The 25,265-nt window shown below is 70.6% G+C and carries 21 protein-coding genes and 1 other RNA gene; 16 read left to right on the top strand and 6 right to left on the bottom strand.

The genetic code is table 11. The features are described 5' to 3' along the window. The first annotated feature begins 6 nt into the window (after positions 1-6). From QRO03_RS03215 to QRO03_RS03200, 4 genes are read left to right on the top strand one after another with little or no spacing between them, the layout of a single operon-like run. Positions 7-1,365, top strand: coding sequence for an extracellular solute-binding protein (locus tag QRO03_RS03215; RefSeq protein ID WP_285136077.1), 1,359 nt, complete (start codon positions 7-9; stop codon positions 1,363-1,365). Positions 1,366-1,367: 2 nt separating this feature from the next. Next, the gene (locus QRO03_RS03210; protein WP_285136076.1) at positions 1,368-2,300 is read left to right on the top strand and encodes a carbohydrate ABC transporter permease; all 933 of its coding nucleotides are present in this window, start codon (positions 1,368-1,370) and stop codon (positions 2,298-2,300) included. Then, positions 2,297-3,205: a carbohydrate ABC transporter permease gene (locus QRO03_RS03205; protein WP_285136075.1), complete on the top strand. Its 909-nt coding sequence runs from the start codon at positions 2,297-2,299 to the stop codon at positions 3,203-3,205. The genes QRO03_RS03210 and QRO03_RS03205 overlap by 4 nt, the downstream gene beginning before the upstream one ends. 30 nt (positions 3,206-3,235) lie before the next feature. Next, entirely contained in the window at positions 3,236-6,262 is a 3,027-nt protein-coding gene (locus QRO03_RS03200) for an alpha-mannosidase (RefSeq protein WP_285136074.1), read from the top strand. Between the two features lie 292 nt (positions 6,263-6,554). Here QRO03_RS03200 and QRO03_RS03195 read toward each other — a convergent pair whose 3' ends face one another. The 3 genes from QRO03_RS03195 to QRO03_RS03185 form a co-directional block, all read right to left on the bottom strand. After that, positions 6,555-7,043, bottom strand: a complete 489-nt coding sequence (locus QRO03_RS03195; RefSeq protein WP_285136073.1) for a hypothetical protein — start codon at positions 7,041-7,043, stop codon at positions 6,555-6,557. 4 nt (positions 7,044-7,047) lie between these two features. Continuing rightward, on the bottom strand, positions 7,048-9,036 hold the full coding sequence (locus QRO03_RS03190) for a primary-amine oxidase (RefSeq protein WP_285136072.1): 1,989 nt from the start codon (positions 9,034-9,036) through the stop codon (positions 7,048-7,050). Between the two features lie 112 nt (positions 9,037-9,148). Next, complete coding sequence (locus QRO03_RS03185) at positions 9,149-10,621, bottom strand: APC family permease (RefSeq protein ID WP_285136071.1); 1,473 nt, start codon at positions 10,619-10,621, stop codon at positions 9,149-9,151. Between the two features lie 201 nt (positions 10,622-10,822). Between QRO03_RS03185 and QRO03_RS03180 the strand changes: the two genes are divergently transcribed. The 3 genes from QRO03_RS03180 to ffs all read left to right on the top strand — a co-directional run bounded on the left by QRO03_RS03180 (position 10,823) and on the right by ffs (position 13,396). Then, entirely contained in the window at positions 10,823-12,322 is a 1,500-nt protein-coding gene (locus QRO03_RS03180) for an APC family permease (RefSeq protein ID WP_285136070.1), read from the top strand. Further along, positions 12,315-13,019: a helix-turn-helix domain-containing protein gene (locus QRO03_RS03175; RefSeq protein ID WP_285136069.1), complete on the top strand. Its 705-nt coding sequence runs from the start codon at positions 12,315-12,317 to the stop codon at positions 13,017-13,019. Before QRO03_RS03180 ends, QRO03_RS03175 begins: the two co-directional genes overlap by 8 nt. Positions 13,020-13,299: 280 nt before the next feature. Next, positions 13,300-13,396: signal recognition particle sRNA small type (gene ffs, locus QRO03_RS03170), an RNA gene on the top strand. A gap of 45 nt (positions 13,397-13,441) precedes the next feature. Here ffs and QRO03_RS03165 read toward each other — a convergent pair. Next, positions 13,442-14,488 (bottom strand): LacI family DNA-binding transcriptional regulator, encoded by a 1,047-nt coding sequence (locus QRO03_RS03165; protein WP_285136068.1) that lies wholly within the window; start codon positions 14,486-14,488, stop codon positions 13,442-13,444. A 124-nt stretch (positions 14,489-14,612) separates the two neighbouring features. On the opposite strand from QRO03_RS03165, the gene QRO03_RS03160 reads away from it, so the two are divergent. The 5 genes from QRO03_RS03160 to QRO03_RS03140 all read left to right on the top strand — a co-directional run bounded on the left by QRO03_RS03160 (position 14,613) and on the right by QRO03_RS03140 (position 18,844). Next, positions 14,613-15,722 (top strand): substrate-binding domain-containing protein, encoded by a 1,110-nt coding sequence (locus QRO03_RS03160; RefSeq protein WP_285136067.1) that lies wholly within the window; start codon positions 14,613-14,615, stop codon positions 15,720-15,722. 62 nt (positions 15,723-15,784) lie between these two features. Continuing rightward, the gene (locus QRO03_RS03155) at positions 15,785-16,834 is read left to right on the top strand and encodes an ABC transporter permease (protein ID WP_285136066.1); all 1,050 of its coding nucleotides are present in this window, start codon (positions 15,785-15,787) and stop codon (positions 16,832-16,834) included. Next, on the top strand, positions 16,831-17,610 hold the full coding sequence (locus QRO03_RS03150) for an ATP-binding cassette domain-containing protein (protein WP_285136065.1): 780 nt from the start codon (positions 16,831-16,833) through the stop codon (positions 17,608-17,610). Before QRO03_RS03155 ends, QRO03_RS03150 begins: the two co-directional genes overlap by 4 nt. Continuing rightward, the gene (locus tag QRO03_RS03145) at positions 17,607-17,903 is read left to right on the top strand and encodes a putative quinol monooxygenase (RefSeq protein WP_285136064.1); all 297 of its coding nucleotides are present in this window, start codon (positions 17,607-17,609) and stop codon (positions 17,901-17,903) included. Before QRO03_RS03150 ends, QRO03_RS03145 begins: the two co-directional genes overlap by 4 nt. Next, entirely contained in the window at positions 17,900-18,844 is a 945-nt protein-coding gene (locus QRO03_RS03140; RefSeq protein ID WP_285136063.1) for a carbohydrate kinase family protein, read from the top strand. The genes QRO03_RS03145 and QRO03_RS03140 overlap by 4 nt, the downstream gene beginning before the upstream one ends. A 108-nt stretch (positions 18,845-18,952) precedes the next feature. Here the strand turns inward: QRO03_RS03140 and QRO03_RS03135 are convergent, their stop codons facing one another. Beyond that, positions 18,953-19,570: an NUDIX domain-containing protein gene (locus tag QRO03_RS03135; RefSeq protein WP_285136062.1), complete on the bottom strand. Its 618-nt coding sequence runs from the start codon at positions 19,568-19,570 to the stop codon at positions 18,953-18,955. 43 nt (positions 19,571-19,613) lie between these two features. Between QRO03_RS03135 and QRO03_RS03130 the strand changes: the two genes are divergently transcribed. The 3 genes from QRO03_RS03130 to QRO03_RS03120 are packed head-to-tail and all read left to right on the top strand — an operon-like array spanning position 19,614 to position 23,865. Further along, positions 19,614-20,372: a DeoR/GlpR family DNA-binding transcription regulator gene (locus QRO03_RS03130; protein WP_285136440.1), complete on the top strand. Its 759-nt coding sequence runs from the start codon at positions 19,614-19,616 to the stop codon at positions 20,370-20,372. Between the two features lie 59 nt (positions 20,373-20,431). Beyond that, positions 20,432-22,618, top strand: a complete 2,187-nt coding sequence (gene pta / locus QRO03_RS03125; protein WP_285136061.1) for a phosphate acetyltransferase — start codon at positions 20,432-20,434, stop codon at positions 22,616-22,618. Further along, positions 22,615-23,865 (top strand): acetate/propionate family kinase, encoded by a 1,251-nt coding sequence (locus QRO03_RS03120; protein ID WP_285136060.1) that lies wholly within the window; start codon positions 22,615-22,617, stop codon positions 23,863-23,865. The genes pta and QRO03_RS03120 overlap by 4 nt, the downstream gene beginning before the upstream one ends. Before the next feature lie 9 nt (positions 23,866-23,874). Here the strand turns inward: QRO03_RS03120 and QRO03_RS03115 are convergent, their stop codons facing one another. Then, complete coding sequence (locus QRO03_RS03115; RefSeq protein ID WP_285136059.1) at positions 23,875-24,624, bottom strand: GntR family transcriptional regulator; 750 nt, start codon at positions 24,622-24,624, stop codon at positions 23,875-23,877. Between the two features lie 171 nt (positions 24,625-24,795). On the opposite strand from QRO03_RS03115, the gene QRO03_RS03110 reads away from it, so the two are divergent. Further along, positions 24,796-25,245 (top strand): PTS sugar transporter subunit IIA, encoded by a 450-nt coding sequence (locus QRO03_RS03110; protein ID WP_285136058.1) that lies wholly within the window; start codon positions 24,796-24,798, stop codon positions 25,243-25,245. Positions 25,246-25,265: the final 20 nt, after the last annotated feature.

The raw sequence follows: 25,265 nt of genomic DNA, 5'->3' as shown, positions 1-25,265 counted from the left end.
GCTTCCATGAAGAAACTGACGATGGCGACCGGTCTTCTGACCGCCACCGCCCTGACCGTGGCTCTGGCCGGCTGCTCCGGCGGCAGCGCCGACGCGGGCGACAGCACGACCATCCGAGTGGCCTACCAGACCACGGCGACCTTCAACGCGATGCAGACGCTGATGGAGACGGCGAAGGAGCAGTACGAGGCCGCCCACGAGGGCATGACCGTCGAGCTCGTCCCGATCCAGGCCGAGGGTGCCGACTACTACACGAAGCTCGCGCTGATGAACAAGTCGGCCAGCACCGCTCCCGACGTGCAGTACGAAGACACGTTCAAGATCCAGTCCGACGCGGCCGCCGGCTACCTGCTGCCCCTCGACGACTATCTCGCGAAGTGGGAGGACTGGTCGCAGTTCGCCGAGGGTGCCAAGCAGGCCGGCCTCGGCCCCGACGGCAAGACCTACGGCGTCTCTCTCGGAACCGACACCCGCGGCCTCTGGTACAACAAGGCCGTCTTCAGCGCCGCCGGCATCCCGGTGCCGTGGCAGCCCGAGACCTGGGACGACGTGCTCTCCGCCGCCGAGAAGGTCAAGGCGTCCACCCCCGACGTCATCCCCCTCAACGTCTACTCGGGGAAGACGGCCGGTGAGGCCGCGTCCATGCAGGGCCTCGAGATGCTGCTCTACGGCACCGAGGACACCCTCTACGACACCGACAGCAAGAAGTGGGTCGTCGGCAGCCAGGGCTTCAAGGACTCGCTGCAGTTCGTCTCCGACGTCTACCAGGGCGGCCTCGGCCCGTCGCTGCAGCAGGCGCTCGACCCCAACATCTTCACCAGCGTGACCGCCGACTGGCTGCCCTCGGGCAAGCTCGCCATGGCACTCGACGGCTCGTGGCAGTCGGCCGCGTGGGTCGAAGGCGGTTCGGCCGCCTGGCCCGAGTGGAGCGACGCCCTCGGCATCGCCGCCATGCCGACGCAGGACGGCCAGGCTCCCGGCTCGACGAGCATGTCGGGCGGTTGGACCCTCGCCATCGGCAAGAACACCAAGAACGCCGACGCCGCGTGGGACTTCCTCTCGACCGCGGTCAACAAGGACAACGCCACCGCCTACGGCATCGACAACAGCCAGATCGCCGTGCGCGCCGACGTCGCCGAGTCCAGCGAGTACCTCGACGCGAACCCCAGCTTCGAGACCTTCTCGAGCTTCGTCGACACCACGCACTTCCGTCCCGCGACGGAGGACTACGACAAGATCTCGAACCAGATCCAGGTCGCCATGGAGGCCGTCATGACCGGTCAGTCCAGCGTCTCCGACGCGGCCGCCGCCTACGACCAGGCCGTCATCGGCATCGTCGGCGAAGAGAACACCCAGAAGGGCTGACCGTGACCGCCCTGGCGCAGACCGGGGCGACCGGCACCGGCCGGGGGTCGCGCGTGAAGACGCGCGGCCTCCGGTCGTCGGCCCGGGCGCTCCCCCTCCTGCCGGCAGCCCTGCTGCTGGCCGTGTTCCTGCTCGGCCCGATCCTGGTGTCGCTGTGGGGCTCGCTCACCAACGCCACCCTGTCGGGTTCGACCGCCGTGGCGAGCGAGTTCATCGGACTCGACAACTACACCCAGCTCTTCAAGGCCCCCGACTTCCCCGTCTCGGTCGTCAACACGATCGTCTTCGTGTTCTTCTCCGCCGTGATCGGGCAGAACGTGCTCGGCCTCGCGCTGGCCCTCATGATGCGCTCGGGCAACCGCGTCGTCACCGCCGTCGTCGGCACCATCGTCGTCACGGCGTGGGTGCTCCCCGAGATCGTCGCGGCCTTCGCCGCCTACGCCTTCTTCCGTGACAACGGCACCCTCAACGCCATCCTCGCCGTCTTCGGCGCCGAGCCGGTGAGCTGGCTGTTCACGCTGCCCGTGCTCATGGTCATCTTCGCCAACATCTGGCGGGGGACGGCGTTCTCGATGATGGTGTACTCCGCCGCCCTCGCCGACGTGCCGCCCGAGATCACCGAGGCCGCCGAGGTCGACGGGGCCAGCGGCATCAAGCGCCTCGTGTTCATCACCATCCCGATGATCCGCTCGACCATCGGCACCAACTCCATGATCGTGACCCTGCAGACCCTCTCGGTCTTCACGCTGATCTTCGTCATGACCGGCGGAGGCCCCGGCAACGCGAGCACGACCCTGCCGATCCTCGCCTACCAGCAGGGTCTGAAGTTCGGCGAGCTGGGCTACGGCACCGCGATCGCCACGATCATGCTGCTCATCGGTGCGGTGTTCTCGTTCTTCTACGTGCGCGCGCTGCGCGAGGAGGTCTCCTCATGACCACCACGACCCTCCCCGAGGTCACCGGCACCCGCCGCGGCCAGGGCCCCGCGTCCGCGCGGAAGAAGGCCTCGCTCTCGTCGCCGCGCACCCGCGCGCTGAGCGCGCTGTCGAACACGTTGATGATCGTCATCGGCATCCTGTTCGTCGTCCCGCTCATCTGGCTCGTCACCGCCTCTCTCGACGCGCAGCCGACACTCGCGATCAAGATGCCCGAGGTCGTCACCCTCGACAACTTCGCGGCCGTGATGAAGCCCGACCTGCTGTTCCTGCCGCTGTGGAACAGCGTGCTGCTCGCGGGTGGCACGTCCATCGCCACGGTGGTGCTCGCGTCGCTCGCGGCCTACCCGCTGTCGCGCTACAAGATGCGCGTCGGCAAGCCGTTCCTCTACGCGGTGCTGTTCGGCACGTGCCTGCCCATCACGGCGATCATGGTGCCGGTCTACAGCCTGTTCGTGCAGTTGAACCTCATCGACTCCGTCGGCGGCACGATCCTCTTCCTCACCGCGAGCGCGCTGCCGATCGCGATCTGGATGATGAAGAACTTCATGGACGGCGTACCCGTCGAACTCGAGCACGCGGCCTGGATGGACGGCGCGGGATCCATGCGCACCCTCGTGCAGATCGTGCTCCCGCTGATGCGTCCCGGGATCGCCGTGGTGTTCATCTTCACGTTCATCCAGGCGTGGGGGAACTTCTTCGTGCCCTTCGTGCTGCTGCTCAGCCCCGACTACCAGCCGGCCGCCGTCAGCATCTTCAACTTCTTCGGGTCGTTCGGGGCCGTGGCCTACGGCCAGCTCGCCGCCTACTCGATCGTCTACTCCCTCCCCGTCCTCGGTCTGTACGTCCTCGTGCAGCGCGGCCTCGGTGGCCCGTCGGCACTCGCCGGCGCGGTCAAGGGCTGACCCGTCCCCCCCAGACAAGGAATCGATTCCATGCACGACCGCACCGCACTCATCGAGATGCGCATCGAACGCTTCATCCGCGAGCGTCTCGCCGGCGCCGTCTACCGCTCCCGCCAGCCCCTGACGGTCTCCGCGTGGGAGGCTCCGGGCGAGCCCGTGACCTTCGCCGAGGCGCAGGATGCCACCTACCGCCCCTTCGCGATCGGCACACCGTGGGGGCGTGCGTGGGGGACCACCTGGTTCGCCGTGTCGGGGGAGGTCCCGGCCGACTGGCGCGACTCCTCGGGTGAGCTTCCCGCGGGCACCGTCGCCGAACTCGTGATCGACCTCGGCTTCACGGCCGGTCAGAGCGGCTTCCAGTGCGAGGCGCTCGTGTGGAACCGCGAGGGCGCGCCGATCAAGGGCGTCTCACCGTTCAACAACGCCACGCCCGCGGCGATCGACGCCGAGGGCCGCGTCGACGTTCTCGTCGAGGCCGCCTCGAACCCCGACGTGGGGAGCCTCTTCACCTTCGAGCCAACCCCCGTGGGCGATCCGGCCACCGCGGGCGACGCCCCCCTCTACACGCTGCGCGACATCTCGATCGGTCTGCGCGACCTCGTGGTGTGGGAGCTGTTGCAGGACTTCCGCCTCCTCCACGGCCTGATCGCCGAGCTCGACGCCACGTCCGCGCGGCGCGCGACCCTGCTCGAAGCGATGGATGCCGCGATCGACGCGATCGATCCCCACGACGTCGCCGGCACCGCGTCGGCCGGCCGCGACGTGCTGGCACCGCTGATGGCCGCGCCCGCGGCATCCAGTGCCCACGTGCTGCACGCGGTCGGTCACGCGCACATCGACTCGGCGTGGCTCTGGCCGGTGCGCGAGACCGCCCGAAAGGTCTCGCGCACCTTCAGCAACGTCCTCTCGCTCATGGACGAAGATCCCGAGTTCGTCTTCGCGAGCTCGTCGGCGCAGCAGTTCGCGTGGATGAAGGAGCACTACCCGGCGCTCTGGGAGCGCCTCAAGGCCCGCGTCGCCGAGGGGCGATTCGTGCCCGTGGGCGGCATGTGGGTCGAATCCGACACCAACATGGTCGGCGGTGAGGCGATGGCCCGTCAGTTCGTGGAGGGCAAGACGTTCTTCCTCGACGAGTTCGGCATCGACACCGAAGAGGTGTGGCTGCCCGACTCGTTCGGCTACAGCGGCGCCCTGCCGCAGATCATGAAGGCCGCGGGAGCGCGCTGGTTCCTCACGCAGAAGATCTCGTGGAACGAGACCAACCGCATCCCGCACCACACCTTCCGCTGGGAGGGCATCGACGGCTCGCGCATCTTCACGCACTTCCCGCCGGTCGACAAGTACAACTCCGAGGTCACCGCGGCCGACCTCGCCCACGCCGAGCGCAACTTCGCCGACAAGGGCCGGGCGCGCACGTCACTGCTGCCGTACGGCTTCGGCGACGGCGGCGGCGGCCCCACCCGCGAGATGACCGCGACCATCGCGCGGACGCACTCGCTCGAGGGCGCGCCGATCGTCAAGCACTCCACCCCGCGCGAGTTCTTCGAGACCGCCGAGGCCGAGTACGCCGATCCCGCCGTCTGGGCGGGTGAGCTGTACCTCGAGTTCCACCGCGGCACCTACACCAGCCAGCTGCGCACCAAGCAGGGCAACCGCCGCAGCGAGCACCTGTTGCGCGAGGCGGAGCTGTGGGCGGCGACCGCCACCGTCCGCACGGGGGCCGACTACCCGGCCGAGACGTTCCAACGCCTGTGGCGTCTGGTGCTGCTGCAGCAGTTCCACGACATCCTGCCGGGCACCTCGATCGCCTGGGTGCACCGCGACGCCGAGCGCAACTACGAGGCCATCGCGGCCGAGTTGGAGCAGGTCATCGCGGACAGCCTCCGGGCGCTCGTCGGTCACGGCGATTGCGTGGTCACCGCCAACGCCGCCCCCCACCGTCGGGCGGGGACCCCCGCGCTGGCGATCGCGCCGACGACCCCCGCGGGAGACGTCGCTCCCCGCGCCGAGGGCGAGGGCTGGGTGCTCGACAACGGCATCGTCCGCGCCGAGGTCGACGGCCGCGGCCTGATCACCTCGCTCGTGGACGTGGCATCCGGTCGTGAGGTGGTCCCCGCCGGCCAGGTGGCCGGCCAGTTCGAGGTCTTCCGCGACACCCCCACCCAGTGGGACGCGTGGGACATCGACGAGACCTACCGCCGCCATGCGACCGCCCTCGAGGCGGCCGACCGCGTCGCGGTCGACGGGAACGCGATCCTCGTGGAGCGCACCGTCGGCGACTCCGCCATCGTGCAGCGCGTCGCGCTGGCCGAGGGTTCGCGCGCGGTGCGTCTGTCGCTGGACGTCGACTGGCACGAGCAGCAGAAGCTGCTCAAGCTCCGCGTCCCCGTCGACGTGCACACCGACCGCGCGGCATCCGAGATCCAGTTCGGCCACATCGTGCGCCCGACCCACACGAACACCTCGTGGGACTCGGCGCGCTTCGAGACGGCCGCGCACCGCTGGGTGCGGGTCGCCGAGAGCGACTTCGGGGTCGCCGTGACCAACGACTCCACGTACGGTCACGACATCACCCGCCACGAGCGCGAGACCGGGGGCACGTACTCGCTCGTGCGGCTGTCGATCATCCGCTCGGCGATGTTCCCCGACCCGGGTCAGGACCAGGGCGCGCACCACCTCGAGGTGGGCATCGTCGTGGGCGCCGACGTCGTCGACGCCGTGGCCGAGGGCTACCGCACCAACCTGCCCGCGCGCGTCGTCGCGGATGCGGCCGGGGAATCGGTCGCGCCGCTGGTGACGATCGACGAGCCGGGTGTGGTCGTCGAGGCGATCAAGCTCGCCCAGGACGGCTCGGGAGACGTCGTCGTGCGCCTGTACGAGGCACTCGGTCAGCGTGCGCACGCGCGGCTGGAGGCCGGGTTCGAGATCTCGGGCGTCGTCGAGACCGACCTCCTCGAACGCGAGGTCGACGTCGCGGCGGTGTCCGGCGTCTCGGGCGGCGTGGCCCAGCTCGACCTGCGTCCCTTCCAGCTGGTGACGCTGCGCCTGAAGCGCTGATCCGCGAGAAGGCGATGCGGCCGGGGGAGTGCCCCCGGCCGCACCGTCGTTTTCGTCGGGTGTGCGCCATCGCCGAACCCACCCCATACGGTGTCGGAGTCGGGGCCCATTCCCTACTTCTCCCCGCGCCACGCGGGGGCAGGGAGCGGAGGAGATTCCGGGAGGGGAGGGGGGATGCCGCTGGCCACATCCTCCCGTCCCGGAATCTCCTCCGTCGCGTCCCGGTCTCTTGCCCCTTGCGCGTCCGCTCGTCCGCTGAGGGCCCACGGTCACCGAGTGAGCGGCGGCCGTCTCACACGGACGCCACCGTCATGAGGACGACGGATGCCGCCATCGCGGCGATCTGCGCGCGGTCCAGCAGGGCCGGCATCCGTCGTCCCGCCATGACGGACAGGGAGACATAGCCCAGTACGGCGACGATGAGCACTGGCGTGAGGGCGACGCCGTGCGCGTGCGCGGCGGCGTGCCCGCCCATGCCGAGCTGCAGTGCCGCCATCACGACCATGCCGAGCGTCGTGTGCAGGGTCATCAGCGCGGGCACGCGCGGGGCGCGGCGCTGTCGCGGACGCCGCCACACGGCGAGGGCCAGCGCGGCGACGAGCAAGAGGGCTGTCCAGAACACCGGCGCGACGACGCCCGAGACCGCGGCATCCAGCATCGCCAGCAGCATGAGCGCGGAGGCCACGACCTCGGGCGGCCGCACCCGCGCGCGATCGGCTGCCAGACAGCAGGCGCCGACCGCCGCGGGCGCGACCGCCCAGGCGTGGAGGATCTCGCTCATTGCCTCAGCAGTGGCATCCGGATGCCGACGACTCGCCGTGCCCGCTCGGGTGCGCCGCGGGTGCGCAGTGCGTGTCGGCCGGGGCGGGGACGTTGAGCACCGGGTTGCGCTCGAAGAAGTTGTAGGGCTTGAGCGTGAACTTGGCGTAGTCCATCGGCATGACGGGCCAGTCCTCGTTGCGCGGGAAGTGCGTGAGGCCGAAGGTGTGCCAGAGCACGACGTCCTCTCCGACGAGCGGCTCGTCGCCCGCGATGAAGGCCGGGATGCCGGCCCCGCCCGGGTGCTGGTTGACGAAGTCGCCGGCGGCGTAGCGCTCGTCGGGGTCGTACTTCGTCACGAACAGGTTCTTCGTGGCGAAGGCGGCGCGCGCGGCGATCGAGGAGTCGTCGTCGGCGAGCAGCACGGGCGTCTCGGTGGGGAAGAGCATGTACGACGTCGCCTGCCCGCGCTCGGTGGTCTTCTCGGTCGAGGCGATCTGCCAGACACGGCTCACCGCGCCGTCGGCGAGACGACCCGACACCTTCTCGGAGGCGATCGGCGTCACCTTCTTGGTGAAGGCGTTGCCGGCGGGGTTGGTCTCCGAGATCGGCACGCGCACGGCGTCGATCTCGTTGACCACGTTCGCGACGCCGTCGACGGTCATGTCCAACCGTGCCGAGAACAGGTGCTGGTGGTAGGGGGCGCCGAGTCCCGGTGCGACCTCCGACGCGAACGGGTAGCCCGCGCCCGGGTAGGCCGACGTGAACAGGATGCCGGTGAGCTTGGCCTCGCACTCGATGGTGCCGTCGAGGTAGAGGTACCAGTAGAAGCCGTAGTCGTAGTTGCCCACGGTGGTGAAGAACGAGATCACCAGACGCCGGGAGCGGCGCACCTCGCTCGCGCCCGTGAAGATGTCGGTGTGCTTCCAGAGGGTGCCGAAGTCCTCCTCGTGCATGCACACCGCGTTGCGGACGGTTCGCGGCATCCCGTTCTCGTCCGACAGCACGGCGTCGACGTAGGTGATGTCGCCCACGCAGTCGCATCCGAGTTCGAGTTCGTTCGTGTACCGGCCGAACAGGTACTCGCCGGTGTCGAAGTAGTTCTGCCAGAAGCGGTTGGGGGCGGGGTCGGCGTAGGGCACGACCATCTCGCTGATCGAACCGCGGTACATCACGGGGCGCCCCGCGAACGACAGCTGACGCAGGATCAGTCCCTCGCGGGTGTCGAAGCCGATGCGCAGATCCCACTCGCCCCACGTGACGTGCTCTCCGTCGACGGTGAAGCTCGACCCCTCGGGCTGGGTGATGACGATGGGCGTGAGCCCCTCCAACGGCGGGCCCTGAAGCTCGGGATCGTCGTAGTTGCCGTGCGTCTCGGGCACGGTGAAACCGGGGGTGTCGACGACCTCGATCACGCGACGGTCGGCGATGTCGATGTAGGCGGTGAGGCCGTCGACGGGGTGGGCCCACGGGTGGTCGGCGGGGTGGTCCTGGCGGAACGCGAAGGTGCGCAGCACCCGGCGACCCACCTCGTTCTCATAGCCGTAGTGCCCCGCCGACAGCGGCACGAGCACGACGTCGGCGGTGGTCAGGCCCCGCGCGGCGAGGGCGGCGACCCAGACCTCGCTCTCGTTCGCGATGACGCCGACCTCCTCGAACTCGGCGTCGAGGATGGGGAGCTGTCCGTCGGAGCCGTCGAGCTCGGTCTCGCGCAGCACGGCTCCCGTGGCGAGCGAGACGACGAGGTCGAGCGAGTGGGCCGTGCGCAGGTTCAGCAACTGCACGCGGGCGCGCCGCTCGGGGGCGGGGGCCTCGCCGCGCTCCCACGCCAGCACCTCGCCCTTGGGTGCCTCTTCGAGGCCGACGTAGGCGAAACGGGTGGCCTCGTCGACGCCGGGGAGCCCGGCGACGATCGCGTGGACGGCCGTGATCTCGGCGGCGGCGAGGGAGGAGAGGGGGTGTGCGGGCGCCGCGGGGGCGGCGAAGGCGGCGATGGTCGGATCGGTGAGGGTCATGGTGTCTCTCTCGGGTGGAACGGTCGGAACGGTCGGAACGGGGTCGGGCGGGAACAGCGGGGACGGATGCCGCGGCGCCGGGGGAGGGAGCACGGGCGCCGCGGCATCCGGATCACCCGGCGATGGTGTCGGTGAGCTTGGCGTAGGCGGCGGGACGCCGGCGGCGGATCCACGCGGCTTGCGCGTATCCGAGCAGCGGGAAGACGACGACCAGTCCGAGCAGCGACCACGTCACGGCGCCGAAGACCGGTGCCCCGTCGCCGTCGACGTCGCCGACCATGATCGGGAAGTAGACGACGATGATCACCGCCGAGGCGAGGAGTCCGAGGAAGCCCAGCGCGGGGGCGACGACGGTGTTCCACACCCGGCGATCGGCGCGGGTGCGGGCGAAGTAGAGGATCACGGCGACGGAGGTCGCCGCCATCAGCACCGCGATGGCGAGGGTCGCCACACCGGCGAACCAGGTGAACACCTGCAGCAGCGGGTCGAGATTCAGCACGGCGAAGACCACCGTGAGCACGCCCGCGGTCGCGGTCTGCACGATCGACGACACGTGGGGCGAGAGGTGACGGGCGTGCACGGCGCCCACGCGGTCGGGCAGCACCCCCGCACCCGCCATCGCGTGCTGGTAGCGGGTGAGAACGTTGTGGAACGACAGCACGCACGCGAACATCGACGTCAGCAGCAGCACGTTGACGACGATCTCGCCGACGGTCCCGAGATAGAGCGCGACCGTGCGGAGCATCAGGGTGCCGGGATCGGCCGCTGCCTCCATGATCCCGCCGGGGCCCCACGCCATCACCAGGCCCCACGAGGCCAGCGTGTAGAAGATGCCGATGCCGATGACCGCACCGTACGTGGCGCGGGGGATGGTGCGATCGGGATCGCGTGCCTCGTCGCGGAAGATCGCCGTCGCCTCGAACCCGATGAACGCCGCGATGGCGAACATGAGTCCCACTCCCGGAGAGCCGCTGAAGACGTTGGTCGGCTCGAAGGGAGCGGCGCTCAGCCCCTCGGGTCCGCCGTCGACCACCACGGCGGCGACGAGCGCGAGCACGATGGCGACCTCGGCCACCAGCAGCACGCCCAGCACCTTGCTGGAGAGGTCGATGTGCCGGTAGCCCAGGATGCCGACGAGTCCGACCGTCAGCAGCGCGTACAGCCACCAGGCCACGGCGGGTCCGCCCAGCGACTCGACCGTGATGCTCAGGAGGTAGCCGATGTAGCCGTACACCGACACCTGGATGGTCGTGTAGGTCAGCATCGCCGTCCACGCCGCGGCGAGGCCCGACGGCCGACCCAGGCCGTAGCCGATGTAGGTGAAGAAGGCACCGGGGCGCGGCACGTGCCGGGTCATGGCGGCCAGTCCCACCGCGAACAGCAGCAGGACGACGGCGCTCACGGCGTACAGCGTTGGGAAGCCCGCGCCGTTTCCGATCAGGATGCCGAGGGGGGCGGCGCCGCCGACGACGGTGAGCGGTGAGGCCGCGGCGACGACCATGAAGACGATGGCGGTGACGCCGAGGGAGCCCTGCAGGGTCCGCTTCGCCGACGCCGCCACCCCCTGCGATTCGAGCTGGGTCATATCGGTTCCTCCGGGTTCGGGTGTGCAACCGACAGTGCCCCTCGACCGTTGCGCGACCGTGAGGAGCGCGTGAAGGTGTCGTTGCCGCGACTGAGACCGGCGGCCGCGACCGTCTCATTCGGAGGACATGCCCCCGAAACACGGGTGTCGCCCTGCCGCAACCGCCGCGGCGTACCGTCGGCTGATCCCGACGGAGATGACATGACCGCACTCTCCCGCGCCATCGCGAGGCCCGCTCCGGTCGCCGGTTTCGGCGAGCGCTCGCCGCTGCACGGCCTGGAGCGGCGCCGTATCGGGGTCCTCGACCTGGCGGCGCAGTCGGTGGCGGCCGTGGCCCCCGCGGCCGCCGCCACCACGGTGGTCCTTCTGGTCGCCGGGGTGGCTCCCGGTATGACCGTGGCGGCCATCGTCGCCGCCGCCATGCTGAGCCTGGGCGTCGCCCGCACGGTCGCACAGTTCGCGCGACGGTTCGCCGCAGCCGGAGGGCTCTACACCTACACGGCCCGCGGCCTCGGCACCCGCGCGGGGCTGGCCGCCGGAGCAGCGATCGTCACCGGGTACGCGGCCGTGGCGATGTTCGCGCTGCTCGGCGGCGCCTACTACGGCACGTACCTGCTCGCCGGACTCTGGCCCGCACTCGATCGACCGCTGGTCGCGGCGGGCGCCATCGTCGTCGAGGCGGCGATCGTGGCGTTCGTGCTCGTGCGCGGCATCCATGTCTCGGCGCGCGTCGCCCTCGTCGTGGAGGTGTTGTCGGTCGCGCTGATCGTGGTCCTGCTCGGTGTGCTCCTGGTGTACGTCGGCCCGCTCGACGTCGGCGCGGTGCTCGCGGTGCCCTCGACCGGCGGCGAGGCCGTCGCCCTCGCGGCGGGCGCGGTCATCGCGGTCACCGCGTTCGTCGGGTTCGAGTCGGCCACGACGCTGGGGGTGGAGGCCGTCTCCCCGTTGCGCAACGTGCCGCGCGCGATCACGGGCACCGTCGTCATCTCGGGTGCGCTCTTCGTGCTCGCGGCCGTGACCCAGGTCGCGGGCTTCGACGCGCTGGGGGCGGACCTCGCCGCCTCCGCCTCGCCGCTGAACGACCTCGCCGCCGCCTACGGTCTCGGCGGGTGGGGGGTCGTCGCCGACGTCGGCATCGCGGCGTCGTTCCTCGCGTGCGCCATCGGCTCCACCACCGCGCTCGTGCGCGTGCTGTTCGCGCTGAGCCGCGACGGTGTGCTCCCGGCGCGCTTCGGCGACACGCACCGCCGCTTCGGAACACCCGCGGCCGCCGTCTCACTCGCGCTCCCGCTCATCGCGGCCGTGCCGCTGCTGCTGGTGGGCGGGGGTGTCGACATGCGCGACGCGATGCACGCGACGCTGTCGGTCGGGGCGGCGGGGTACATCGTGGCCTACATCCTGGTCTGCGTGGCCGCGCCGGCGTTCCTGCGCCGGATCGGCGAGCTGACGCCTCTGCCGGCTGTCGTGGCCGCTCTCTCGGCCGCTGCCCTCACGGCGGCCCTGGTCGCCTTCTTCGTCGACGACACGGCGACCGGGGGTCCGGGCCTCGCCGTGGTCAGCGTGATCGCGGTGGTGTTCGCGGTGATCGTGATGATGCTCCGGCGTCGGCACGGGTCGGGATCGATCGGCGCGTACGACGAGCCGACCGCGTCCGAGGTCCTCGGGGGAGTGCCCTCGCCGAGGCCGTCGAGCGATGCGTGAGCGTACGGCGCCCGCCCTCGGCGCACGCCAACCGGGCGCTGTGCACTCGGCGCTGTCGGTACTCGAGGCCGTCGCGCACCTCGGGGCCGGCGTCACGGCGCAACGCCTGTCGGCCGAGCTGGGGCTGCCCCGCGCGACGACCTACCGGTTGCTGAACCTGCTGGTCGAAGACGAGTTCCTCGTGCGTACTCCGGATCTCGCGGGGTTCGCGCTCGGGGCCAAGGTCGCGCAGCTGGCCGCGGTGGCGGCTCCACCCGTGCGCTTGTCGTCGGCCGCGCGCGCGGTGGTCGACGATGCCCGTCACCGTGTGCGCGGCGGCGTGCACGTCGTCCTCTTCGTCGACGGACGCGTCGTCGTCGTCGACGCCGACCCCGACTTCCCGCTGTCGGACCACGCCCGACTCACGCGGGAGCCCGGACGTTTCGCACTCGGTCGCCTGATGCTCCTCGACGATCCGTCGGCGCAGGGCGCGGCAGCCGACGCCGCCCGTGCGGATCTCGCGCGGTGGGGCGCGACGCGCCAGAGCGGCGAGTTGGCGGCGGGCTCCGGGTGTCTGGCGGTTCCGCTGCGCGACGACGCGGGTCGACTGGCGGGGGCACTGGGCTTCTCGGGACCCCGACATCGCGTCGACGAGCCCGACACCGTGCTGGCGGCACTCCGTCCGGCGGCCGACGCCCTCGCTCCCCTCGTGGTGTGACGGGCTGCGCACCGTCCGTGATCGTGCCGCCCCGGCGCCGCGAGGATCGCTCTCGCGCCGGGCGCCGCGCAGCGCTCTTCGCGTTCGGCGAGGTGTGATCCGCCGTCGCGAGCGTGACCGGGGGGAGGGCGAGAAAATGGATGCCGAGGATTCATCCTCGACTCACCCCTGGGCCGCTGCTCGTCACACGCACCGCGCGGCTCGGATCACCCGTGAACGGTGCGCGACCTCCCGCCCGACGCCTCGGACGGGAGGAGGTTCGCCGGTCGGGTAAGCTGTACTCGGCTCTCCGCGTGGCGGCATCCAGGCCAACTCCCCCAGGACGGAAACGTAGCAAGGGTAACCAGGCTCTACCGGGTGCGCGGAGGGTCTTTTCTTTGCCCGCGCGACATCCTCGACGCGCTTCCCGTTCGACGGCGCGCTCAGTGAGGGCGGATCTCTCCCGAACCGCGGGGGATGAGGTCGACGGGCACGACGACCCGGCGCGGCGACATGCGCGCGACGCCGTCGAGGGTCTCGAACAGCATCTCGGCGGCGCGCACCCCGATCTCCTGCGGGCGCTGGGCGATGACGCTGATCCCGGGCTCCATCAAATCGGCGAGATCGACGTCGTCGAACCCGATGAGAGCCACATCGTGGTGCCGACCCAGCCGTCGGAGGGCGTGCACGGCGCCGATCGTGATGAGGTTCTGCCCGCTGACGATCGCCGTCGGGGGAGTGGGCAAGGCCATCAGCTCCAGCACGGCGCGCTCCGCCGCAGCCTGGTCGGTCAGGTCGCGGACGATGACGGTCGACGATTCGGGCAGCCCGAACTCGGCGGTGGCCTCGCGGAACCCCCGCTCGCGCTCGCGGGCGGTCCAGATGTCGTGGCGGTCGAGCAGCAGAGCGATCGTGCGGTGTCCATAACCGAGCACGTGACGGGTGGCCAGGGCGGCGCCGCCGACGTTGTCGGCGTGTACGAGGTCGGCGGCGAGGTCGGCGGGCTCGCGGTCGATGAAGACCACGGGCATCTTCTCGGGGATCAGTTCGCCCAGGTACGCCTGGCTCCCGGCGATGCAGGTCAGGATGAGGCCGTCGACCTTGCGGCGCACGAAGGCCCCCACCGCGGCGATCTCGCGGTCGGGGTCGTCGTCGAGGCTCGAGGCGAAGACCGCCACATCACGGTGGATGGCCAGGTCTTCGATCGCGCGGTGGATCGTCGCCGAGAACGGGTTCGCGACGTTTCCGAGCAGCAGCCCGAGGGTCTGCGTGCGCGTCATCGTGCGGCGGAGGTTCGCCGCATACGCGTCGGGTTCCCACTGGAGCTCGGCGATCGACGCGCGGATGCGGGCGGCCGTGGCCGTGGCCACGTTGGGCTCGTTGTTGATGACGCGGGAGACGGTCTTGATCCCGACGCCGGCGTGAAGCGCGACGTCGCGAATCGTGACTGATCCTCCGCGGGCATCGGGTTTACCTGATAACGGTGTCATCGTCCCGGACTCGCTCGATCGATTGGTTCTTGCACTCTACAACGGCATGCGGTACACCTGTCACTGACACCGTTGTCAGTCTGGTTTCGACAAAGCAGTCCCCGACCACCAAAGGACCACATCCATGCCGCAGCACTCGAAGTCCCGCGCCCTTTTCACGGCAGCCTCGATCGCCGCCGTCGCAGCCCTCGCCCTCACCGGCTGCGCCTCTCCCGCGGGTTCCGCGACCTCCGCCGCTCCCGCCGGCGCCGATGAGCAGGTGGGCGTGACCCTCATCGTCAAGACCACGAGCAACCCCTTCTTCGTCTCGATGGAGGAAGCCGCTCAGGCCGATGCCGAGAAGGCCAACGTCAAGCTGACGCTCGCCGCCGGCAAGAAGGACGGCGACACCGACAGCCAGATCCAGGCCATCGAGAACGCCATCTCGCGCGGTGACAAGGGCATCCTCATCACCCCGAACGGCTCCGCGGTCATCAACGAGATCGAGAAGGCGCGCAAGGCCGGTCTGTACGTCATCGCGCTGGACACCGTGCCCGACCCCGCCGACTCCGTCGACATCACCTTCGCCACCGACAACTTCGCGGCCGGAGAGCTGATCGGCCAGTGGACCGCCGAGAAGCTGGCGGGCGCGACCGCCAACATCGCGATGCTCGACCTCTTCAGCGACCAGATCGTCACCGTCGACACCGCGCGCGACCAGGGCTTCCTGAAGGGGATGGGCATCGATGTGCCCGACCCCAGCAAGAACGGCTCGGAGGCCCCCTCGGGTTCCTACACCGGCGGACAGGGCGGCTCGTACACGATCGCCGGTCACCAGGCCACGCAGGGCGCGGAGGACGGTGGACGCTCCGCGATGGAGACGCTGCTGTCGAAGGACCCCAACATCAACGTCGTCTACACGATCAACGAGCCCGCCGCCTACGGCGCGTACCAGGCTCTGAAGGCCGCCGGCAAGGAGAAGGACGTCATCATCGTCTCGGTCGACGGCGGCTGCACGGGCGTCGGCTACGTCAAGGACGGCATCATCGGCGCGACCGCTCAGCAGTACCCGTCGAAGATGGCCTCCCTCGGCATGGAAGCCATCGCCACGATCGCCCGCGGTGGCGAGGCCCCGAAGCCGACCGATGGCCTCGACTTCTTCAGCACCGGACAGCAGCTCGTCACCGACCAGCCGCAGACGGGTCTCGAGAGCCTCACTTCCGCCGACGCCTCCAGCACCTGCTGGGGCAAGTGATCACCCGGGGGCGCGCCGGACGGCGCGCCCCCGTCCTCTCACCTGCGACCGGGAAGACCGTCATGTCACAAACACCCTCCACCCCCCAGACCGCACCGCCGACCTCGGCCCTGCACCTGGCCGACGAGTTCATCTCGCGCCAGACGCCCATGCAGCGCGTGCGCAACGTCCTCTACCGCTACCCGGCCGTCAGCCCGGCCATCGTCCTCGTCGTCGCCGTCATCGTCTTCGGCATCATCAACCCCCGCTTCCTCGCCCCGGCCAACCTCTCGCTCATCACGCAGCAGGTGGCCGTCATCGGCACCCTGGGCGTCGCGCAGACGCTCGTCATCCTGACCGCGGGCATCGACCTCTCGGTCGGTGCGGCGATGATCCTCAGCTCGGTCGTGATGGGCAACGCCGCCGCTGGGCTCGGCATCCCGGGCCCCCTCGCTCTCATCATCGGGCTGATCGCCGGTGTGCTGACCGGCCTCGTCAACGGCATGCTGGTGACCCGCCTGAACCTGCCGCCCTTCATCGTGACCCTGGGCACGCTCAGCATCTTCACCGCGCTCCTGCTGCTGCTCTCCAACGGTGCGACCGTGCAGGGAAGCGACCTGCCCGAGATCATCACCTTCACGGGGACGACCTTCCACATCGGCGTCGACGTGACGTTCGGGGTGTTCCTGATGATCCTCGTCTACGCCGTCGTCTCCTACGCCCTCGGACGCACCGCCTGGGGACGCCACGTGTACGCGGTCGGTGACGACAAGGAAGCCGCCCGCCTCAGCGGCATCCGGGTCAACCGCGTGCTGCTGAGCGTGTATCTCGCGGCCGGCGCCATCGTCGCCATCGCCGCCTGGATCCAGATCGGCCGCGACTTCGGTTCGAGCCCCAACGCCGCCGTCGACGCCAACCTCAACGCGATCACGGCCGTGGTCATCGGCGGCATCAGCCTGTTCGGCGGACGCGGCAACGTGTGGGGCACCCTGCTCGGTGCGCTCATCGTCGGCGTCTTCCGCAACGGACTTGCCCTCGCCGGCCTCGACGTGCTCTACCAGACCCTCGCCGTCGGTGTGCTCGTCATCGTCGCCGTCTCGATCGACCAGTGGATTCGGAAGGTTCGCAAGTGAACGCCGCAGCAACCGACACGCGCACGCCCGTCCTCTCGGCCACGCGCCTCGTCAAGACCTATGGGCACGTCGTCGGGCTCGACGGCGTCAGCCTCGACCTCTACGCCGGTGAGGTGCTCGCCATCATCGGCGACAACGGAGCCGGCAAGACCACGCTCATCAAGTGCCTGACGGGGGCCGAGATCCCCGACGGGGGCGAACTTCGCCTCGACGGCAAAACGGTGAGCTTCCGCCGCCCGCAGGATGCACGGGATGCCGGCATCGAGACGGTCTACCAGTCGCTCGCGGTCTCGCCCGCTCTCGACGTGGCGGCCAACATGTACCTCGGCCGCGAGATCCGTCGCCCGGGCCCGCTCGGATCGTTCTTCCGCATGCTCGACACCAAGACCATGCGCAAGAACGCCCGCGACGAGCTCACGCGCCTGGGCATCTCGACCCTGCAGGACGTTACGGTCGCGATCGAGAACCTCTCCGGTGGTCAGCGTCAGGCCGTCGCGGTCGCCCGCGCCGCGGCGTTCGGGTCCAAGGTCGTCGTGCTCGACGAGCCCACCGCGGCCCTCGGCGTGCGCGAGAGCAACCAGGTGCTCGAGCTCATCAAGCGTCTGCGCGACAACGGGGTGCCCGTCATCCTGATCAGCCACAACATGCCCCACGTGTTCGAGGTGGCCGACCGCATCCACATCCAGCGTCTCGGTAAGCGCGCCGGCACCATCACCCCTTCCTCGCACACCATGAGCGAGGCCGTGGCGATCATGACGGGCGCGCAGACACTGTGACCGGAAAGTACCTCTACGCGCAGTTCACCGCGGAGGAGGGCCGGGGCGACATCGTCGCCGCCCTCCTCCGGGGGTACGGCGACGACGTCTCGGCCGAACCCGGCAACGTGCGCTTCGACGCCCACCGCCTCGCCGACGACCGCGACAGCTTCTTCGTCTACGAGGAGTACGAGGACGAAGACGCGTTCCAGGCGCACCTGGCGACGCCCCACTGCGCGGCGTTCAATGACGCCTTCGCGCCCCATGTCGTCGGCGGCGGGTCCACGCTGACGTGGTTGGAGAGGGTGGCGTGACCGCGTCCGTTTCCCCGCCCCGCGCCCTCGTCATCGGTGAGGCCCTGATTGACATCGTTGATCGCGGCGGAGCCGAGAGCGCGTACGTGGGCGGCAGTCCGCTGAACGTGGCCGTAGGGCTGTCGCGCCTGGGTGTCGAGACGACCTTCGCCACCGAGTTCGCCGGCGACGACCACGGCCGCCTCATCGCCGAGCACGTCGACGCCGCTCACGTCGCCGTCGTCCAGACGGCGGTGGAGGCGACACGAACCTCGACCGCTCGCGCGCGCATCGGCGCCGACGGCTCGGCCACCTATGACTTCGACCTGTCGTGGGAGTTCGCGCGCCCGCCGCGCACCGACGGCTTCTCGATCGTGCACGTCGGTTCGGTGGGGGCCCTGCGGTCGCCGGGTGCCGACCGCGTCGTCGAGCTGGTCGAGGCGCTGCCGCGCGACGTGCTCGTGAGCTTCGACCCCAACGTGCGACCGGCCCTCCTGGCCTCGGTGGATGCGACGCGCGACCTCGTGCACCGCTACGCCGCCCGCGCGAACGTCGTGAAGCTAAGCGACGAAGACGCCGAGTGGCTCTACCCCGATGACCCGTCGTCGGCGGCGGGCCGGTTGCTCGAGCAGGGCGCGGCGATCGTCGTGGTGACGCGCGGTGAGCAGGGGAGCACCCTCTCGACGCGCGCCGGCGACCTGCACGTGCCCGGCCACGCCGTCGACGTCGTCGACACGATCGGCGCGGGCGACTCGTACATGTCAGGCCTGATCGCGGCCCTCGTCCGCGGGATCGGGCTCGAACGGCTCATCGAGGGGCGCTTCGTCGACGCCGACCTCGCCGCCGCGGGGCGCGCCGCCGCGGTGGCGGCGGGCATCACCGTCAGTCGCGCGGGCGCCGCACCGCCGACGACGGTCGAGCTCGACGCCGCGCTGGCGCTCACGGGCGTCGGCGCCTCGTGACTCCGTTCGGTGCGACGCGCTCCACCCGAGGGGCGCGTCGCACCGGAGGGCCGGTCAGTCGCGGGCGAACGGCCCGTCGAGCACGGCCCACTGCAGCAGCATGATGGTCTAGGCATCCTGGATCGACCCCGAGCGGATCATCGCCATCGCCTCGTCGATCCCGTATTCGAGGATCTCGATCTCCTCGCCCTCGTCGATGAGACCGCCGCGGTCGCCCACGCGCGTCGAGCCGTCGTAGGCCGCGGCGAAGAAGTGCAGGCGCTCGGTCACCGAGCCCGGGCTCATGTAGACGTCGAACACGTGCTGCACGTCGTCGACGCGCACGCCCGTCTCCTCCTCGGTCTCGCGGCGGATCGCGGTGACCGGGTCGTCGTCGTCGAGGAGGCCCGCGGCGGTCTCGATCAGCATCCCGTCGGGGTGGTCGTTGACGTAGACGGGGTAGCGGAACTGCCGGGTGAGCAGCACGGTGCGCCGCGCGGGGTCGTAGAGCAGGATCGTCGCGCCGTTGCCCCGGTCGTACGTCTCGCGCGTCTGCGCGACCCACCGGCCGTCGTCGCCGCGATAACGGAAGGTGGTCGCGCGCAGCACGTGCCATCCGGCCGCGAGCAGCTCGACGTCGTCGACCCTCACGCGGGGGTTGCGGTCGAGGTCGCGGCCGGTCAGGTGCAGGTCGGTGCGCCCGCGACGGTCGGGGACGGTGGTTCCGGGGCGGGGAGACGCGCTCATGAATCGGAACGATAGTGCAGAAACGTGCAAGAGTGTGTACGTGATGCTCGCCGCCGCTCGAAAAGACGCGCTCCTCGACCGCCTACGCCGTGACGGACGACTCGTCGTCAAAGACGTCGCCGTCGAACTCGGCCTCTCCGAAGACAGCATCCGTCGCGATCTCCGAGAATTGGATGCCGCGGGCCTCGCCGTCCGCGTCTACGGCGGCGCCCTGCCCGCCTCGCCGGCCGTCGCCGACTACGCGGCGCGACGCGAAGTCGCCCGCGACAGCAAGGCGCGCGTGGCCGCCGCGGCGGTCGCGCTCATCGAGCCCGGTGCGACCGTGCTGCTGGACGGGGGGACGACGACACTCGCGCTCGTCGACGCGCTGCCGCGCACCTTCGCCGGCACCGTCATCACGCACTCGCCCACGATCGCCGCGGCGCTGCTCCACCACGACGCCGAGGTCATCGTGATCGGCGGTCGGGTGTTCAAGCACTCCGCGGTGGCGTGCGGCGCCGCCGCCGTCGAGGCCGCCCAGAACCTCAGCGCCGACGCGTTCTTCCTGGGCGTCACGGGCGTGCACCCCTCGGCGGGGCTGACGACGGGGGATGCCGACGAGGCGGCCATGAAGCGCGTGCTCGCCGAGCGCGCCGCCGAGACGTTCGTGCTGGCGAGCGCGGAGAAGTTGGGGGCGGCGTCGCGTTTCGGCATCCTGCCGCTCGACGGCGTGAGCGGGATCATCGCCGATCTCGAGGGCGACGACCCCCTCGCGGCCCAGCTGCGGTCGGCGGGCGCCCGCGTGATCCCCACCCACCCCTGATCACTCGACGACGAAACAACCCCCCGGCGTCGCGGGGCCCCCGCAATAGGCTGGAACGCGTGACGCAGAGCATCTACATCACGTCGGCCGAAGGTCATTCGGGCAAGTCCTCCGTGGCGCTGGGCGTGCTCGACGCGCTCAGCCGGGTCACACCGCGCGCGGGGGTGTTCCGGCCCATCGCGCGCTCCACCGCCGAACGCGACTACGTGCTCGAGATGCTGCTCGACCACGACAGCGTCGACCTCGCGTACGACGACTGCGTCGGCGTCACCTACGACGACGTGCGCGACGACGCCGATGCGGCTCTCGCGCGCATCGTCGAGCGCTACAAGGCCGTCGAGGCGCAGTGCGACGCCGTGGTCGTCATCGGCAGCGACTACACCGACGTGGGCAGCCCCGCAGAACTCGCCTTCAACGCCCGCATCGCGGCCAACCTCGGTGCGCCGGTGCTGCTCGTGCTCGGGGGTCGGGCGCAGCAGGGGCACAGCGAGACGCTGGGCCTGTCCGTGGCGCGCACCCCGCAGGAGGTCGGCCAGATCGCCTCCCTGGCCATCTCCGAGCTGCAGCACGAGCGGGCGGCGCTGTTCGCCGTCATCGCCAACCGCGCCGACGCCGATCGCCTCGACGAGGTGGTGGCATCCGTCCGTCACGTCGTCGACGCGGCCGCGGTCGACACCGCCGTCGTCGGAGCAACCGCCGAGCGGACCGTGCCCGTGTGGGCCCTTCCCGAGGACCGCTTCCTCATCGCCCCCTCGATGCGCGGAGTGCTGCGCTCGGTCGAGGGCGAGCTCATCAAGGGCGACCCGGCACTGCTCACCCGCGAGGTCCTGGGTGTCGTCGTCGCCGGCATGTCGATGGTCAACGTGCTGCCGCGCCTGAAGGAATCCGCGGTCGTGGTCATCCCCGCCGATCGCACCGAAGTGCTGCTCGCGGCGCTCCTCGCCAACGCCTCCGGTACCTTCCCCTCGCTCGCCGGGATCGTGCTCAACGGCGGGTTCGAGCTCCCCGACGCGATCGTGCGCCTCATCGACGGCCTCGGATCGCCCCTGCCGATCATCGCCACCGACCTCGGCACGTACGACACGGCTGTGCGCATCATGAACACCCGAGGGCGCCTGGCCGCCGACTCGCAGCACCGGTACGACACCGCCCTCGCGCTGTTCGAGCGCCACGTCGACACCGAACAGCTCACGCGCGAGCTGGGCGTCGCCCGCCCGAGCGTGGTCACCCCGCTGATGTTCGAGTACGGCCTCGTCGACCGCGCCCGCACCGACAAGCGCCGCATCGTCCTGCCCGAAGGCAGCGACGACCGGGTGCTCCGCGCCGCCGCCACCGTGCTCGCGCGCGGCATCGCCGATCTCACGATCCTCGGCGAGCCGATCGAGGTGCGCGGGCGCGCGATCGAGCTCGGAATCGACATCCGTGACGCCGAGGTGCTGAGTCCCTTCGACGCCGTGCACGTCGAGAAGTTCGCCACCGAGTACGCGCGGCTGCGCGCCCACAAGGGCGTCACCCACGCCCAGGCCGCCGACACGGTCACCGACGTGTCGTACTTCGGCACCCTCATGGTGCACCTGGGTCTCGCCGACGGCATGGTCTCGGGCGCGGCGCACACCACGGCCCACACGATCCGGCCGGCGTTCGAGATCATCAAGACCGCCCCGGGCGTCTCGGTGGTCTCGAGCGTCTTCCTCATGGCGCTCGCCGATCGCGTGCTCGTCTACGGCGACTGCGCCGTCATCCCCGATCCCACCAGCGAGCAGCTCGCCGACATCGCGGTGTCGTCGGCGGCGACGGCCGAGCAGTTCGGCATCGACCCCCGAGTGGCGATGCTGTCGTACTCCACGGGCGAATCGGGCACAGGTGCCGACGTCGAGAAGGTGCGCAGCGCCACCGCGCTCGTGCGCGAACGCGCCCCCGAACTCCTGGTCGAGGGGCCGATCCAGTACGACGCCGCCGCCGACGCGGCCGTCGCACGGGCCAAGATGCCCGGCTCAGCGGTCGCGGGACGCGCGACGGTGTTCGTCTTCCCCGATCTGAACACCGGCAACAACACGTACAAGGCCGTGCAGCGCTCCGCGGGCGCGGTGGCGATCGGACCCGTCCTGCAGGGCCTGAACAAGCCCATCAACGACCTCTCGCGGGGCGCGCTCGTCGATGACATCGTCAACACGATCGCGATCACGGCGATCCAGGCCCAGGGAAGCTCGGCCATCGAGGCACCCGCGGAAGGGAGCGCGTCGTGAGCGTCGTCCTCGTCGTCAACAGCGGCTCGTCGTCGTTCAAGTACCAGCTGCTCGACATGGAGCACGAACGCGTGCTCGCGTCGGGTCTGGTCGAGCGCATCGGCGACCCCTCGACGGGCTCGGGGACCGGGGGCACGGCCACGCACACCGTGAAGGCGGCGGCCCTCGCCGACGCCGGCGGCCCCGCGCCGACTGTGACCGACGCCACGTACACGATCGAGCGCGAGATCCCCGACCACACCGCGGGTTTCGCCGTCATGCTCGAGGCCTTCGCCGCGCACGGTCCCTCGCTCGAGGAGCGGGCGCCCGTCGCCGTCGGCCACCGCGTCGTGCACGGCGGTGCGCGTTTCTTCGAGCCCACCGTCGTCACCCCGCTCGTCGAGATCAACATCGACGAACTCTCGGTGCTCGCACCGCTTCACAACCCGGCCAACCTGGCGGGCATCGTCGCGGCCAAGAAGGCGTTCCCCGACGTCCCGCACGTCGCGGTCTTCGACACCGCGTTCCATCAGTCGCTCGCGCCCGAGGCGTACACGTACGCCATCGACCGCGAGGTCGCCGAGGCCCATCGCATCCGCCGCTACGGCTTCCACGGCACGAGCCACAAGTTCGTCAGCGAGGCCGCCGCCGCCTTCGTGGGGCGGCCGCTGGGCGAGCTGAAGCAGATCGTCTTCCACCTCGGCAACGGTGCGTCGGTCGCGGCGATCGAGGGGGGACGCTCGGTCGACACGTCGATGGGTCTCACCCCGCTCGAGGGTCTCGTGATGGGCACCCGTTCGGGCGACCTCGACCCGGCCGTGCTGCTGCAGTTGGCGCGTCGCGCCGACATGTCGACCGCGGACCTCGACGCCCTCCTCAACAAGCGCTCGGGCCTGTTGGGCCTCGCCGGGGTGTCGGACATGCGCGACATCGGACAGCGCCGTGAGGCCGGCGATCCGGCCGCCCAGCTCGCGTTCGACGTCTACATCCACCGCCTCCGCGCCTACGCGGGTGCCTATCTCGCGCAGCTCGACGGCGTCGACGTCATCTCGTTCACCGCGGGTGTGGGGGAGAACGCGGCCCCGGTGCGCCAGGAGGCGATGGCCACGCTCGGTTTCGCGGGCGTCGAGATCGATCCCGAACGCAACGCCCGTCGCGAGCGCGGCATCCGTCGCATCTCCACGGATTCCTCGCGCGTGGAGGTGCTGGTGGTCCCCACCGACGAAGAACTCGAGATCGCCCGTCAGACCCTGTCCGTGACGGCCTGACCACGATCGTCAGGAGCCGGCCAGCGCCATGTGCACCTGGTAACGGTCCCCGCGGTACCACGAGGTGACGTTCTCGACGGGGACGCCGCCCGCGCGCGACGTGCGGCGGAACACGAGCACCGCCGACCCGGGCGCGACGCCGAGCGTCGAGGCGGTGGCGCCGGCGACGGTCTCCGCCCACACCGTCTGCTCGGCGGAGTCGATGCGTACGCCGTAGTGCTCGGACAGCACGCCGTACAGCGAGGTGTTCAGATCGCGCTCGCCGAGGTCGCCCGCGACACGGGGGGAGTACCACCCGAGTTCGAGGGCCATCGGGATGCCGTTCGCCAGACGCAGGCGCTCGATGGACCACGCGTGTTCGCCCTCGTCGAGTCCGAGCGCCGCGCGCACCTCGAGGGGTGGCGCCGCCTTCTCGGAGCGACGCACGAGCGTCGTCGCCACCATGCCGCGGCGGCGCATGTCCTCGGTGAAGGAGGCGAGGTGCAGCTGCGACTGCACGCGCTCGCCGGCGACGAAGGTGCCCTTCCCCTGCACGGTGTAGAGCTTCTGCTCCTCGATGAGCTGGCGCAGCGCCTCGCGGACGGTCGCCCGACTGACGCCGTGTCGGGCCGAGAGGTCCCGCTCCGACGGGATGACCGCGTGCGCGGGCCAGGTGGTGCCGATGTCGGAGAGCAGGATGGCGCGCAGTTGCGCGTGCTTGGGGACGGGGCCGGGCGTGACGGCGGCGGTCGGGGCGTCGGCCTCGCGGAGACGGGTCATGACGGCGGCGGCTTTCGGTGTTGACACGATCGGCTCCGGCGGCTATTTTCACTGGTACGTACCAGTATGACCCAGTGGACTGAACGTGGCGGGCGGGCGGGTGCTTCCCTCCCAGCTTATGCGCGTTCGGTGGTGCGTACCGCTGACCCGCCGTCTCATCGAGGAGTGCCCGTGCCCGACATCCTGTCCCCGCTCGTGGGAACCGTCCTGCCCCTCTCGGCCGTTCCCGACCAGCTCTTCGCGCAGGGCGCGATGGGGCCCGGCGTCGCGATCGACCCGCCGGCCGAGATGGTCGACGCCGTCGCCCCCATCGACGGCACCCTCCTGCAGGTGTTCCCGCACGCGTTCGTCGTCGTCTCCGACGACGGTCTCGCCGTCCTCGTCCACCTCGGCCTCGACACCGTCCAGCTCCAGGGGCAGGGGTTCACGGCCTTCGCAGCCAAGGGCGACCGCGTGAGCGCGGGCGCCCCCGTCATCGCCTACGACGTGCCCGCCATCCGTGCCGCGGGGCTCTCCAGCGTGGTCCCCGTCGTCGTGCTCGAGCGCTCCGCCGACGAGGTCACCGTCGTCGGTGCCGAGGGCGCAAAGATCCTGACCGGCGCCCGACTCCTGTCCGTCTGACCCGCTCCTTCGCCGTCGAG

The organism is Microbacterium sp. lyk4-40-TSB-66 (genome assembly GCF_030209475.1).
GTDB lineage: Bacteria > Actinomycetota > Actinomycetes > Actinomycetales > Microbacteriaceae > Microbacterium.
The sequence above is the reverse complement of the archived record's forward strand: the minus strand, read 5'-3'. Positions and strand labels throughout refer to the sequence as shown.